The 13,450-nt window shown below is 45.6% G+C and carries 14 protein-coding genes; 1 reads left to right on the forward strand and 13 read right to left on the reverse strand.

The window, feature by feature from the left end:
• Nucleotides 1–45: 45 nt before the first annotated feature.
• The 13 genes from KYJ26_RS00790 to KYJ26_RS00850 all read right to left on the reverse strand — a co-directional run bounded on the left by KYJ26_RS00790 (nt 46) and on the right by KYJ26_RS00850 (nt 12,655).
• Nucleotides 46–486, reverse strand: coding sequence for a GNAT family N-acetyltransferase (locus tag KYJ26_RS00790; RefSeq protein ID WP_219165476.1), 441 nt, complete (start codon nt 484–486; stop codon nt 46–48).
• A 131-nt stretch (nt 487–617) separates the two neighbouring features.
• Nucleotides 618–1,421 carry a stage II sporulation protein R gene (gene spoIIR / locus KYJ26_RS00795; RefSeq protein ID WP_219165477.1) on the reverse strand — a complete coding sequence of 268 codons (804 nt, stop codon included), beginning with the start codon at nt 1,419–1,421 and terminating at the stop codon, nt 618–620.
• A 171-nt stretch (nt 1,422–1,592) separates the two neighbouring features.
• Nucleotides 1,593–2,456 carry a peptide chain release factor N(5)-glutamine methyltransferase gene (gene prmC, locus KYJ26_RS00800; protein WP_257474812.1) on the reverse strand — a complete coding sequence of 288 codons (864 nt, stop codon included), beginning with the start codon at nt 2,454–2,456 and terminating at the stop codon, nt 1,593–1,595.
• A 2-nt stretch (nt 2,457–2,458) separates the two neighbouring features.
• Nucleotides 2,459–3,529, reverse strand: a complete 1,071-nt coding sequence (prfA, locus tag KYJ26_RS00805) for a peptide chain release factor 1 (protein WP_034765126.1) — start codon at nt 3,527–3,529, stop codon at nt 2,459–2,461.
• A gap of 132 nt (nt 3,530–3,661) precedes the next feature.
• Nucleotides 3,662–4,114, reverse strand: a complete 453-nt coding sequence (locus KYJ26_RS00810; protein ID WP_219165478.1) for a hypothetical protein — start codon at nt 4,112–4,114, stop codon at nt 3,662–3,664.
• A gap of 378 nt (nt 4,115–4,492) precedes the next feature.
• The gene (locus KYJ26_RS00815) at nt 4,493–5,104 is read right to left on the reverse strand and encodes a thymidine kinase (protein WP_060674359.1); all 612 of its coding nucleotides are present in this window, start codon (nt 5,102–5,104) and stop codon (nt 4,493–4,495) included.
• Nucleotides 5,105–5,403: 299 nt separating this feature from the next.
• The gene (gene rpmE / locus KYJ26_RS00820; RefSeq protein WP_219165479.1) at nt 5,404–5,616 is read right to left on the reverse strand and encodes a 50S ribosomal protein L31; all 213 of its coding nucleotides are present in this window, start codon (nt 5,614–5,616) and stop codon (nt 5,404–5,406) included.
• A 222-nt stretch (nt 5,617–5,838) separates the two neighbouring features.
• The gene (gene rho, locus KYJ26_RS00825; protein WP_201714481.1) at nt 5,839–7,101 is read right to left on the reverse strand and encodes a transcription termination factor Rho; all 1,263 of its coding nucleotides are present in this window, start codon (nt 7,099–7,101) and stop codon (nt 5,839–5,841) included.
• Nucleotides 7,102–7,619: 518 nt separating this feature from the next.
• Nucleotides 7,620–8,582, reverse strand: a complete 963-nt coding sequence (glpX, locus tag KYJ26_RS00830) for a class II fructose-bisphosphatase (protein WP_219165480.1) — start codon at nt 8,580–8,582, stop codon at nt 7,620–7,622.
• Between the two features lie 407 nt (nt 8,583–8,989).
• Entirely contained in the window at nt 8,990–10,273 is a 1,284-nt protein-coding gene (locus tag KYJ26_RS00835) for a UDP-N-acetylglucosamine 1-carboxyvinyltransferase (protein WP_206858198.1), read from the reverse strand.
• A gap of 161 nt (nt 10,274–10,434) precedes the next feature.
• On the reverse strand, nt 10,435–11,076 hold the full coding sequence (gene fsa, locus KYJ26_RS00840; protein WP_219165481.1) for a fructose-6-phosphate aldolase: 642 nt from the start codon (nt 11,074–11,076) through the stop codon (nt 10,435–10,437).
• Between the two features lie 178 nt (nt 11,077–11,254).
• A complete protein-coding gene (gene fdaB, locus KYJ26_RS00845; RefSeq protein WP_098351487.1) occupies nt 11,255–12,112 on the reverse strand; it encodes a class IIb fructose-bisphosphate aldolase FdaB in 858 nt (285 codons plus the stop codon).
• A gap of 180 nt (nt 12,113–12,292) precedes the next feature.
• On the reverse strand, nt 12,293–12,655 hold the full coding sequence (locus KYJ26_RS00850) for a response regulator (RefSeq protein ID WP_206858194.1): 363 nt from the start codon (nt 12,653–12,655) through the stop codon (nt 12,293–12,295).
• A gap of 190 nt (nt 12,656–12,845) precedes the next feature.
• Here KYJ26_RS00850 and KYJ26_RS00855 point away from each other — a divergent pair, with 190 nt between their 5' ends.
• Nucleotides 12,846–13,370, forward strand: a complete 525-nt coding sequence (locus KYJ26_RS00855) for a DUF2529 domain-containing protein (RefSeq protein ID WP_219165482.1) — start codon at nt 12,846–12,848, stop codon at nt 13,368–13,370.
• Nucleotides 13,371–13,450 lie beyond the last annotated feature (80 nt).

Consider the following 13,450-nt stretch of genomic DNA (forward strand, 5'->3'; position numbering starts at 1 on the left):
CATGGTCCAGTCCTGAATTCCCTTACAAAATTATTGTCGAAACTTCTATAAATCCAGCTTCATCGTTATACAATTATCCACAGTGGATAACTTTTTCGCATGAACAAAATTTTTCAGCTCATCCACAACGGGATCCGTTTCCTGTTGAAAACCGAGAAGATCGAAGAAAGCTAAAGACGCTTTTCGATTGGAAATCAGATAAAGACGCTCCAGATCCTTTTCTTTGGCAAGCTTTAGGATTTCCTGAAATAGGGCAAATAACTCTTCGCTTTCGAACGAGGATGTCACAACGAGGGAACGCAGGAGCCCGATTTTCTCCTGAACCTCGATCCCGAGGGTTCCAATCAACCGATTATCCCCATCTTCCACTACTAAAAAACAGTCAATGCTATGTTTAATGCCTTCCGTACTTAACCCTGCTTTCATCAAGAAGGCCACAACTTCATGAATGTCCTCACTCGTTGCCTGACGAATTACTTTTAACATCCTTTCATCCTCCCTTTTCTATCATCCTCTAGTATCAATGTATGAAGGTTTGAGGAGATTAGAACAAGAAATGATAGAGAGATAGATTTTCCGCCAAAAAAAAAGCTCCATCCACATGGGATGAAGCTTCCTTAATTGAATAATCCTTTGAATAAATCTACTACGAAGAAGCGAACTTCTACTTCTTCCTCTTCCGTATCTTCGACGAAGACCGGATCTTCTTTTTGAACCGAAGTTTCTACTTCTTTTTCAACCGGGGCGTTTCCTTCTTCTTTATCCTGCTCCGGCATCACACCGGCTTCTACCGCTTCCACTTCGACTTGCTTATAGGCAATCACGTCTTCACTTACCTGAGTTGCGTCTTCAGAATCTACTTCTGTCACTTCATTTCCGCTCGCTTCCACTTTTGTTTCGAAGCCTGTGCTTCTAACAGCATTTCCAGTAGAGAAATCCAGGAAACATAGCGGTGGATAAAGTACGCACCACCAGTTTGCCCCTTCACCTTTTCCAAGAGTGATCAATACCGCTTCGTATTCACCCGCCGGATAAAGATACTGACCGTATAGCTTTGTCGGGAATTCCACTTTGCCGAACTCGACTTTCACCGATTGATCCATGCCTTCTGCCGCCACGACGTCTTCCGCAATTCCCTGAAGCTGCGGCAATCCTTCCTTGATGACTGCCTTCGCCTCATCCTGGGATGTCAGTGTCGATACCCATTTCGTAATCTCTTTGTTCACTTCATCACGGACAAGTCTCTTAACATTCTGGTCCTCATCCAGATCACTGTTGGCCAGGATCCGCAGTCGAATCGCTTCATCAGGGATCACCATCGTCTCCTGAGCCGCCATTTCCTGTTTTGGTATATATAAACTTAGAATCGTTCCTAATGATAGAATCAAGATATACAATAACACCGTATGTTTTGTTTTCATTTTTTATCTCCCCCTCAGTAAAACAGTCTGGTCAAAAGGGGGAAATCTTAAACTAGTAAAATAACATTTTTGTTTGGGGATTTGGTTTTGAAAATAAACTGAATCAGGAGGTTGGAGACCATTTCCCTTCAAAAAAACACCCCCGATCACGAAAGTCGGGGGCGAACATCCTTATTTTCTCACACAAAACACCATACGATCTTTCCCGTTGATGTCATGAACGACTTCTGTCTCAGCATCTGGGAAGGTCTGACGTAATAGATCCGCCACTGTCTCTCCCTGACCGACCCCGACTTCAAACCCGATCAGGCATTTCTCCTTCATGACAAGCGGCAGCTCATCCATAAACCGTTTATACAAATCATAACCGTCTTCCCCACCAAATAGAGCGAGTTCCGGTTCATGACCGATCACGACATCCGATAGAGTTTCGCGATCCGCCAAAGGAATATACGGAGGATTGGATAAAAGAATATCCAGCTTCACACCCTCTTTGATCAGTGGCTGCAACAGATCCCCTTCAAAGAAGCGGACATCCGCGCCGAGTCTAGAGCTATTTTCCGCTGCAGTCTCCAGTGCTTTACCCGAAATATCGACGGCCATCATCTCAAGGGGAAGCCGTTTCGACTCAAGCTTTAACGTAACTGCAATCGCACCGCTTCCCGTCCCGACATCGGCAGCCTTCAACAGAATGCCAGGCTCGAATAACCGCTGCATCTTCTCAAGACCATAATAAATAAGCTCTTCCGTCTCCGGTCTCGGAATCAGCACATGCTCATTCACCAAAAACTCGCGGCCATAAAACTCCTCAGAACCGATGATATGCTGAATTGGCATCCCGTCAGCATGCTCTCGGATTCCCTTCTGAAACTCTTCCCATTTCTCATGAGGGACGGACCTCCGCTGTTCTGCTAAGAGCTGTGACCGTGACATTCCCAATAAGTGCCGCAGATAGATTTCTCCCACATTCTCATCGCGGCCATTTTCAACTAAAAAAGAAGAAGCCCATTTCAGGGCTTCAAATACCGTCACCATGACTATTCTTCCAGTCTTTCAAGAAGTTTGGACTGATCTTCGATGATCAGGGCATCGATGACTTCATCCATCTTTCCTTCAAGGATTTGATCAAGCTTCTGGATCGTCAGGCCGATGCGGTGATCCGTGACACGGTTTTGTGGGAAATTGTACGTACGGATACGCTCCGAACGGTCACCTGTACCTACGGCAGATTTACGATTGGCATCGTATTCCGCTTGAACCTCGCGCTGGAACTTATCGTACACGCGGGCACGCAATACCTTCATCGCTTTTTCTTTGTTTTTGATTTGGGACTTTTCATCCTGACACGACACAACGACACCTGTCGGGATATGCGTTAGACGCACGGCAGACATGGTCGTGTTGACACTTTGTCCTCCCGGGCCGCTTGATGCGAAGGTATCGACACGGATATCTTTATCGTGGATATCGACTTCGACTTCTTCCGCTTCCGGCAAACAGGCAACCGTTGCCGTCGACGTATGGATACGCCCGCCGGATTCTGTTTCAGGTACACGTTGCACGCGGTGTGCTCCGTTTTCGTACTTCATTTTAGAGAATGCGCCATTCCCGTTGATCATGAAGATGATCTCTTTGTATCCACCAACACCAGTGGAGTTCGCTTCCATGACTTCGATCTTCCAGCCTTGGGACTCAGCGAAGCGGCTGTACATGCGGTATAAGTCACCGGCAAACAAGGCGGCTTCATCTCCACCTGCAGCACCACGAACCTCCATAATAACGTTTTTGTCATCGTTCGGGTCTTTCGGGATCAATAATATTTTCAGACGGGCTTCCAACGCTTCGATTTGCTCTTCAAGCTCGGACACTTCTTCTTTTACCATTTCACGCATATCAGCATCCAGCTTATCATCCAGCATCGCCTTTGCGTCTTTATACTGCCCGGTCAGTTCTTTATATTCTCGATATGCTTCTACCGTTGCTTGGATGTCTGATTGTTCTTTTGAATAATCTCTTAGCTTCTTTGGGTCATTCACAATTTCTGGATCACTCAACAGCTCATTTAACTTATCATAGCGATCTTCCACTGCTTGTAAACGATCGAACACAGCTATTCACCTCAATTTTAATCCATAACAGTACAATTATATTATATGGTGTATGTAAACACAAGGAAGAACAGGAATGGGTACAAGGGGAATTCAGGTGAAAAAGGGGCAGCCGATGAGCTCCCCCTTCCATTATCTTTCGGTGATTTTCACATTGATATCGTATCGGGGAATCGCTCTTTGCAGTTTGTCTTTGAGCATGGCTTCCTCTTTATCGGTCTCGGCCATGTTCATTTCTTCCTTCGTATGAGCGGTCACCCACATTTGATTTCCATTGATCCAAACCTCATCTGGTTGGAACTTCGTATTCTCTCTTACGACTTCCCGGGCTTTGTCTTCATATACACCCATTGTGGTAGAAGTCGTACCCTGTGAATTCGTCAAATTGGGGAAATTGGGATTTTGATCCGTGACATCCCGCACGCTTTCATCCTGGCGTTTATCCATTTCCGCCTTGCGGTTATCAATGAAACGGGTACCGCCCTTGTCATTATGCATGCCGTATTCCGACTCCTGATTCACGCCGCACGCTGTAATCAAAAGAAAGAAAACGGTGAAAGATAAAGCTAACAGTAATTTTTTCATGCTTACACACCTCCTGCTATTAGGTTTTCCTGCAGGATGGTGGTTATGCACCGGTCTGGTTTGGGATGCCGATGAGTACAGAGGGAATTTTTGTAAAAATACACAAATAACGAAAAAATGACGCAATCACGTGTGAAAATGGCGCAATAAATCGTAAAACGACGCAATCGCGGCCGAAAATGACGCAATTCCTGCCTGCAGGCGTCTTTGCTGATACCGCCATCTACCCTTGCTGAGTCTAAATCACGCTTCATATAAGAAAAGAATGCGAAAACTCGATCAAACCGGCGATATTCCAATCCATTTTACGTAATCAAGCAGCCACATCTGCCCACAAAAAAACAAAGCCCCAAATCTGAGACTTTGTTTCAAAGAAAATTATACTTCCTTCACCATATCCGGAGTCACGCTCATCCCCGTCGGCACTTCATGGTGATGGCGGCATCTTGGCTCGTACGCTTCGGATGCCCCGACAAGGATGACGGGATCATCGTAACATGCCGGTTCACCGTTGATCAGACGCTGAGTCCGGCTTGCCGGAGAGCCGCAGACGGCACAAACGGCTTGAAGCTTCGTCACTTGTTCGGCAATGGACATCAAATCCGGCATCGGACCGAATGGTTCTCCGCGGAAATCCTGGTCAAGACCTGCGAGGATGACACGGTATCCACTGTTTGCTAATTTCTGGACGACGTCGACGATGCCTTCGTCAAAAAATTGAACCTCATCAATGGCAACGACATCGACCTCTGGATTCAGATCATCAAGGATCACACTGGATTCCTCGACTGCTTTTGCAATGACAGAGGTACCATTATGAGATACAACCGATTCATCGCTATAGCGATTATCTAGTTTTGGCTTATACACAGCAATTTCTTGTTTAGCAAATTGAGTGCGTCGTACCCGGCGGATCAGTTCTTCGGATTTCCCTGAGAACATGCTGCCGCAAATGACTTCTACCCAACCCGTTTGTTTCATGACATACACGAAAGCGCCTCTCCTTCCTTACACGTTGATCTATTGTAAACAGCCTGGCTGTTAGTAAAAACGGACTATTCTTTTACTATAAAGCATTCCTTTATGTACGGGAATCATGCTCTCTATTCAGTAATTTGGCAGAAAAAAAGAGGCACAGCTCAATTGGAACTGCCTCTATTTTTCTAACCATTTTGCTTTAAACGTAATAAAAAACAGGCAAGCATGAAGATCCTTGCCTGTTTTTCTAATAGAAGAGAAGGATGAGCAGCTACGCACAAAGGCGTAGAATGCCTCCTTCTGGCTCTTCATTATTGTTGTTGATTTTTAAGACCGTATTTTTTGTTGAAACGGTCAACACGTCCACCTGCATCAGCGAATTTCTGACGGCCTGTGTAGAATGGATGGCATTCAGAACATACCTCAACGCGCATTTCTTCCGCTACAGAACCAGTTTCAAATTCGTTACCGCAAGCACAGCTAACTTTGATCGTGTTGTACTTTGGATGAATTGCTGATTTCATTTCTTTCATCTCCTTCCGCCCTGAATCATCTGAAACAGAGTAATTTATTACGAAGATATATGTGATATGAGCATAAGCATGAGAGTAATAGCCAGCCCCTTACCACATCCAGTTTTTAAAAACACATTGACACTATTATAACAAGGACAAGAGTTTTTTGCAAGGTGCAAAACTGGAAATTCCAGTCACTCTTCTTCCTTGAAAAATAGTTCGAATACTAGATTAACGCTTCTTGGACTCTTCTGTCAACACATTGAAAAATTCTTCATTCGTCTTCGACTGCTTCAGCTTGCGCATGAGCTTCTCTGCGAAATCAGGCTGATCGGACATGGCTTTTCGGATCGCCCACAGCTTTTCAAGATGATCAGGCTTGATAAGAAGTTCTTCACGACGCGTTCCGGAACGACGGATGTCGATAGCCGGGAAGATACGGCGTTCTGCAAGGGAACGGTCAAGATGAAGCTCAAGGTTACCAGTACCTTTGAACTCTTCATAGATGACATCATCCATACGAGATCCCGTGTCGACGAGTGCTGTCGCAAGGACCGTCAAGCTTCCGCCCTCTTCAATATTACGGGCAGCCCCGAAGAATCGTTTCGGACGGTGGAATGCCGCAGGGTCGATACCACCTGACAGAGTCCGTCCACTTGGTGGGATGACCAGGTTATACGCACGTGCCAGACGAGTGATACTATCCATCAGGATGATGACGTCACGCTTGTGTTCCACTAATCGCATAGCACGTTCAAGGACGAGCTCGGCCACTTTGATGTGGTTTTCCGGCACTTCATCGAATGTTGAGCTGACAACTTCCGCTTCAACCGAACGCTCGATGTCCGTTACTTCTTCTGGACGTTCATCGATCAGAAGAATGATCAATTCAGCTTCCGGATGATTCGTCGTGATCGAATTCGCGATTTCTTTGATCAGCATCGTCTTACCAGCCTTAGGCGGCGCAACGACTAATCCACGCTGACCAAAACCGACCGGTGCAATCAGATCCATCACACGTGTGGAAATCTTATTCGGCGTTGTCTCTAGCTTCATTTGACGGTCAGGATATAAAGGCGTCAAGCCTGGGAAATGCACACGCTCTTTTGCAGAATCAGGTTCTTCCCCGTTCACCATTTCAACGTGAAGCAGTCCGAAGTAACGTTCGTTTTCTTTCGGTGGACGAACTTTACCAGACACTTTATCACCGTTTCGAAGATCAAATCGACGGATTTGTGACGCCGAAATGTAAATATCCTCAGAGCTCGGAGAATAGTTGATCGGGCGCAGGAAACCAAATCCTTCTGATTGAATGATCTCAAGGACACCTTCCATGAAGAAGAAGCCTTCTTGTTCTGCACGGACTTTAAGGATAGCGAAAATCAATTCTTTTTTTGTTAATTTACTATAATAAGAAACTTTGTATTGTTTGGCCAGCTCATAAAGCTCTTTCAGCTTCATATTTTCTAAGCTGGAAATTGTTAATTCTTCCATTATGACACCACGCTTTATTAATTTGTCCTACTTTAAAAAATGAATGTTTTATCATTTTCACAAGAGAGTAGCTGTTGATTTCCGCTCCAGGTGCTCGCTTTCCGCGGGGTGGGCGGTGAGCCTCCTCGGCGCATGCGCCTGTGGGGTCTCACCTGTCCCACTTTTCCCGCAGGAGTCGAGCACCTTCCGCTCCAATCAACTTTGTAATAAACTCTTGCACTAAAATTTGTCTCCCTTTTTTTTAAAAAAGCCGAAATTGGGTAACTTAAATTGAAGAAATAGTTGAAGCATAATTAAAGAAAAAATACTGAAGATAAAAACCTTATCTATTGTAACCATACTTTTCAACAAGAATCAATAACCGGGTAGAAAAAGGAAGGTAGATTTGGTAGATAGGCAGCATTTTTTCAGCTATGAAGAATGAAAGTGAGTGATAAGAGTAGGGATGGGCTGTTTTATGCCCATCCTTTTCTCTTAAATAATGAAGAGTTGGTTTCTCTCTCTGTTTGGTTTCTCTATTATTTCATGACCAGGTTTGGCTTCTTCTGGAGACTGTGGCGTCCGTCGATGAAGCGGACGGTACCGGATTTCGCGCGCATGACGACTGAATGAGTCAGACCGTATGCTCCTTTAAGCTGGACACCTCTTAGAAGTTCTCCATCTGTTACACCCGTCGCAGCGAAGATGGCATCGTCTCCACAGACAAGGTCTTCCATGCGAAGGATCTTGTCCACATCAAGCCCCATGCTGATACAGCGCTGAAGCTCCGCATCGTTTTGCGGCAGTAACTTTCCTTGGATTTCTCCGCCAAGACATTTCAACGCAACGGCAGCAAGAACTCCCTCAGGAGCACCTCCGGATCCGAACAGGATATCTACACCCGTGTGATCGAATGCTGTGTTCATGGCTCCTGCCACGTCACCGTCATTGATCAGCTTGATGCGTGCCCCGGCTTCTCTCAGCTGTTGGATGATATGCTCATGACGGGGACGATTCAAGACAGTCGCTACAACATCTTCAATGTCCTTGTTCTTCGCTTTTGCTACGGCTTTCAGATTATCGATGACAGAAGCGTTGATGTCGATTTCCCCGACCGCTTCTGGTCCAACTGCGATTTTATCCATATACATATCCGGTGCATTCAACAGGTTTCCGTGGTCTGCCACGGCGAGTACCGCCAGTGCATTCCAGCCCCCTGAAGCAACGATGTTCGTTCCTTCAAGCGGATCGACAGCTACATCGACACGTGGGCCGTAGCCTGTCCCCAGTTTTTCACCAATATATAACATTGGAGCTTCGTCCATTTCCCCTTCACCGATAACGACCGTTCCTTTCATCGGTACGGTATCGAATACATCGCGCATGGCAGAAGTTGCAGCGTCATCCGCTTCATCCTTCTTCCCGCGACCCATCCATCGTGCCGATGCCAGGGCAGCCCCTTCTGTTACTCGTACAAGCTCCATTGATAAACTTCTTTCCATTTATATAGCCTCCCGTGTTCCCTTTTGTTTTACAATAATCATAAATTGTATAACATATTGACAGATTTATTGTAACACATTGAGAGGGTTAGAGAGACTTTTTTTCTGAAAAAGTAGGACATAATGGTGCGAACTTGTATAAAATTAATGGTAATAGAGGGTATAGTTGTCGTAAACTGTTCACCATTAGTGAGCAACTGTTGATTTCCGCTCCAGGATGCTCGCTTTCCGCGGGGCGTGAGTTGAGCCTCCTCGGGCTGCGCCCTGTGGGGTCTCAACTTTCACGCGTTTCCCGCAGGAGTCGAGCATCCTTCCGCTCCAATCAACCTGGAGTATTTAATGGCTCCTCTTAATAGAAAGAGTGTTAATAAAACTCTCTCAATAATTCAAACACGTTTCACTAATTCCTACGACTTCATCTGCTCCATTTCCTCAACAGACATCTTCTCACGCCAGATGGTGGCGCCGAGGCCTTCGAGTTTGGCGACGAGGTCGCTGTAGCCGCGGTCGATGTGTTCGAGGCCGGTTACTTCTGTGATGCCTTCTGCCATTAGGCCGGCGATGACGAGGGCGGCTCCGGCACGGAGGTCGCTTGCCTTCACTTTGGCGCCTTGTAATTGGACAGGGCCGTTGACGATGGCTGAGCGGCCTTCGACTTTGATGGTGGCGTTCATTCTTCTCAGCTCGTCGATATGCTTGAAGCGGGCTGAGTAGATGGTATCCGTTACGACGGCAGAGCCTTCTGCGCGGTTCAATAACGTTGTGAACGGCTGCTGGAGATCCGTTGGGAAACCTGGATACACAAGTGTCTTCACGTCGACGGATTTAAGCTTGTCCGCCCGGCCGATAAAGATCTGGTCGTCGTTCGTTTCGACCGGCACTCCCATTTCACGGAGTTTGGCAATGACCGATTCCATATGTAATGGGATGACATTGTCGACGAGAACCCCTTTTCCGACTGCTGCGGCAAGGATCATGAATGTCCCTGCTTCGATACGGTCAGGAATGATGGTATGGCGGCAGCCGTGAAGCTCGTCCACCCCGTCGATCCGGATGACATCTGTACCGGCTCCTTTGATCTTTGCACCCATATTACTTAGTAATGTGGCGACATCGATGATTTCAGGTTCTTTCGCCGCATTTTCGATGATCGTTCTGCCTTTTGCACGTACAGCTGCGAGCATGATGTTGATTGTTGCCCCGACGCTGACGACGTCCAGATAGATGCGGGCACCTTTTAATTCGTCGGCACGCAGATAGATGGCGCCCTGTTCATTGGTGACTTCTGCTCCAAGGGCTTCGAAGCCTTTGATATGCTGATCGATCGGACGTGGACCGAGGTGACATCCACCCGGCAGTCCGATGACCGCTTTTTTGAAACGTCCGAGCATCGCACCCATTAAATAATAGGAAGCACGAAGCTTTTTCACCTTCCCGCTAGGTAAAGGCATGGACACCATTTGACTTGGATCTACACTCATATCCCCATCTTCCAATGTGACTGAACCACCGATCTCTTCCAGAAGATCTTTCAGCGTTCTTACATCTGAGATGTCTGGTAACCCTTCGATTGTGACTGGAGAATCAGCAAGAATGGTTGCCGGGATCAAGGCTACCGCACTATTTTTGGCCCCACTGACTTTAATGGTTCCTTCTAGGGGATAACCTCCTGCAATTTTTAGCTTTTCCATATTAAACTCCCTTCCACTGTCCATGGCAATGCCAAGAACAAAAAGGATTATTTTTCCAATTGAAGACGTTCTAAGAAGTATTGTCTACTAGTGTATACATAATTCGTCAAAACATGTATAGGATAATCGAATTTTTTTCTTTTAGACCGATTGACCTAATATCAGCGGTTGTTCCAATCATTCAGGAAGGCATCAATTCCTTTATCCGTCAGTGGATGCTGGAATAATTGCTTCAATACTTTTAGAGGAACGGTTGCAATGTGAGCCCCTCTTAGTGCCGCTTCTGTAATATGCTGCGGGTGACGGGTCGAAGCCGCGATGATTTCTGTTTCAAGGCCGTGAATTGCGAAGATTTCAGCAATCTTGGATACAAGTTCTAGACCATCATGACCAATATCATCTAATCTTCCTAAAAAAGGCGAAACATACGTCGCTCCGGCACGAGCGGCTAAAAGCGCCTGATTCGCACTGAAAATCAGCGTGACATTTGTCTTGATCCCTTCTTTAGCAAAAGTAGATGTCGCTTTAAGGCCGTCTGGTGTCATTGGAAGCTTCACCGTGATGTTTGGAGCGATTTTCGCGAGTTCCCTGCCTTCTTTGATCATGCCTTCAGCATCTGTCGCGATGACTTCAGCGCTGACAGAACCAGGGACTAAGTCTGTAATTTCTTTTAATCGATCTTCAAATGTTACGTCCTTCTCTTTCGCGACAAGGGACGGATTCGTTGTCACTCCTGATAGAATACCCCATTCAAATGCTTCTTTGATTTCACTCATGTTTGCTGTATCGATGAAAAACTTCATAATCCTACTACCCCTTTTCGACAAAATTTTCAATCATCTTTAATGAACGGAAGGGACTGACCCAAAAAGGTATCAACCCTCTCCTGGTGCCAGTCCCATCCTACTGCATCATTCTATTTCTACCACGATTGGAACGGGTCTAATCTAAATCAGACGCCTTTTCCAAACATTACCTTCATTACGCCTGGTTAGAAGAACCGAATTCGCGCATTTTACCAGCAACTGTCGCTTTGATCGCTTCACGAGCCGGCCCCATGTATTTACGTGGATCATATACTTCTGTATCAGCTGCAAGTACTTCGCGTACCGCTTTAGCAGAAGCAATTTGGTTTTCTGTGTTTACGTTGATTTTAGCTGTTCCGTAAGAAATCGCTTTTTGGATATCTTTTGTAGGGATTCCAGTTCCGCCGTGAAGTACTAGAGGTACTCCAGTCGCAGCTCCGATTTCTTCCATTTCTTTGAATCCAAGGTTTGGTTCACCTTTGTAAGGACCGTGAACAGAACCAAGTGCAGGTGCAAGTGTGTCGATGCCAGTGCGCTCAACCAATTCCTGACACTCTTTAGGATCTGCATAAATAACGCCGTCTGCCACTACGTCATCTTCCTGTCCACCGACTGTTCCAAGCTCAGCTTCAACAGAAACGCCTTTAGAGTGAGCATACTCAACCACTTTAGAAGTGATTTCGATGTTCTCTTCGAAAGGACCGTGAGAAGCGTCGATCATTACAGATGTGAAACCTGCATCGATTGCTTCTTTACATTTGTCATAGCTTGAACCGTGGTCAAGGTGGATCGCAACAGGTACAGTGATGTTCAGGTCTTCCATAAGACCTTCAACCATTTTCACAACTGTTTTGAAGCCGCTCATGTAACGCGCCGCACCTTCAGATACACCAAGGATGACAGGTGATTTTTCTTCTTCTGCCGCTTGCAGGATCGCTTGAGTGAACTCAAGGTTATTCAGGTTGAATTGACCTACTGCATAGCTTTTTTCTTTTGCTTGAATAAGCATGTCTTTCATTGAAACTAAAGGCATGGTTATTTCCTCCTTTTATTCAGTCAGTAAACCATTTTGGTAGAAATGGCGGTGTTATTTATAGCACCTTGTGACATTGTTTACAATTTCACTTGTATCATACCAAAACAGAATTGATTTTACCAACTGAAGAGGCGAAATGTTAAAAATACTACTATTTTCACTATTCACACAAAGGGATCAAGCTGGAATATATTGCTTGACGGCTTTTCTGATATCATCAATATCAAAAGGCTTCGCAAAATGAGTAAGCGCTCCCAAGTCTTTCGCTTCTTGAATCATGTCGAGTTCCCCGTATGCAGTCATGATAATGACACGAATATCCGCATCTTTCTGCTTCATCCGTTTCAGGATTTCAATTCCATCCATTCCAGGAATTTTCATATCGAGTAAAACCAAATCAGGGGAGTGATTATCTACGATTTCAAGAGCCTGGATGCCGTTCGCTGCCTGAAATGTTTGGTACCCTTCCTTTTGTAACACTTCATTCAATAGTATCCTTATACCAAATTGATCGTCTACAATTAGAATCTTCTCATTCATACGTCCCAGTCCCCTTCACATTATGATCGTTATGTAATCCGACAGTAAATGATTGTATATTTATTACTTATTCTCTTTTTATTGTAAAAACCCTTCTTAATCTCAAGATTTTGCTTGAGACCTTTTTCCCTTTATAATAAGCGTTATGATGAAAAATGTCGAAGAAGAATAGTGAAGGAGACCGAATTCTATGATTAAAATGTTCACCACACAGTTAACGGGACTGTTTAAACGGATTTATGATAAGCAGGAATTTGAAATTGAAGACGGAGCGCGACTGCTCGCTCAAGCTGCCATCGGACAGGGGCACATCTATATGAAAGGATATGGGGAAATGGAAGCCGTCACGGCAGAAGCTTTGTATGGCGCAGAGCCTCTCCCTTCCGCGAAACGATATGATGCTTCTGTTGAACTGACTGAAGCTGATCGCGTGCTGATCGTTTCCCGCTATTCAACAGATGAGGAAGCCTTGGCACTCGGTAAGAAGCTTTCTGCTGAAGGTGTTCCCTTCGTTGCTGTGTCCGGTGTCGTCGAAGGAGAAGAGAGCTTATTGGATTTTGCGGACATTCACCTGGATACCAAACTGATTAAAGGGATGCTTCCAGGGGATGAAATCGGCGAGCGCGTGAGCTTCCCTTCGAGCATGGCCGCCCTTTATCTTTATTTTGCACTGGGATTTGTGATTCGTGAGATGTTGGAGGAGTATGAGGAGTAGATGGTTTGAGCCCTTTCTCGGTGGAGGAGGGCTCCTTTTTATACGTCTTTTTTGAACATACTAATTGACGTGATGATTAG

The sequence above is a fragment of the Rossellomorea orangium genome (assembly GCF_019334305.1).
Lineage (GTDB): Bacteria > Bacillota > Bacilli > Bacillales > Bacillaceae_B > Rossellomorea.

Coding starts and splice junctions, on each gene's coding strand:
- KYJ26_RS00790 (WP_219165476.1), bottom strand. CDS start 486: ATGTTAAAAGTAATTCGTCAGGCAACGAGTGAGGACATTCATGAAGTT.
- spoIIR (WP_219165477.1), bottom strand. CDS start 1,421: ATGAAAACAAAACATACGGTGTTATTGTATATCTTGATTCTATCATTA.
- prmC (WP_257474812.1), bottom strand. CDS start 2,456: ATGGTGACGGTATTTGAAGCCCTGAAATGGGCTTCTTCTTTTTTAGTT.
- KYJ26_RS00810 (WP_219165478.1), bottom strand. CDS start 4,114: ATGAAAAAATTACTGTTAGCTTTATCTTTCACCGTTTTCTTTCTTTTG.
- rpmE (WP_219165479.1), bottom strand. CDS start 5,616: ATGAAATCAGCAATTCATCCAAAGTACAACACGATCAAAGTTAGCTGT.
- rho (WP_201714481.1), bottom strand. CDS start 7,101: ATGGAAGAATTAACAATTTCCAGCTTAGAAAATATGAAGCTGAAAGAG.
- glpX (WP_219165480.1), bottom strand. CDS start 8,582: ATGGAAAGAAGTTTATCAATGGAGCTTGTACGAGTAACAGAAGGGGCT.
- KYJ26_RS00835 (WP_206858198.1), bottom strand. CDS start 10,273: ATGGAAAAGCTAAAAATTGCAGGAGGTTATCCCCTAGAAGGAACCATT.
- fsa (WP_219165481.1), bottom strand. CDS start 11,076: ATGAAGTTTTTCATCGATACAGCAAACATGAGTGAAATCAAAGAAGCA.
- fdaB (WP_098351487.1), bottom strand. CDS start 12,112: ATGCCTTTAGTTTCAATGAAAGACATGCTTATTCAAGCAAAAGAAAAA.
- KYJ26_RS00850 (WP_206858194.1), bottom strand. CDS start 12,655: ATGAATGAGAAGATTCTAATTGTAGACGATCAATTTGGTATAAGGATA.
- KYJ26_RS00855 (WP_219165482.1), top strand. CDS start 12,846: ATGATTAAAATGTTCACCACACAGTTAACGGGACTGTTTAAACGGATT.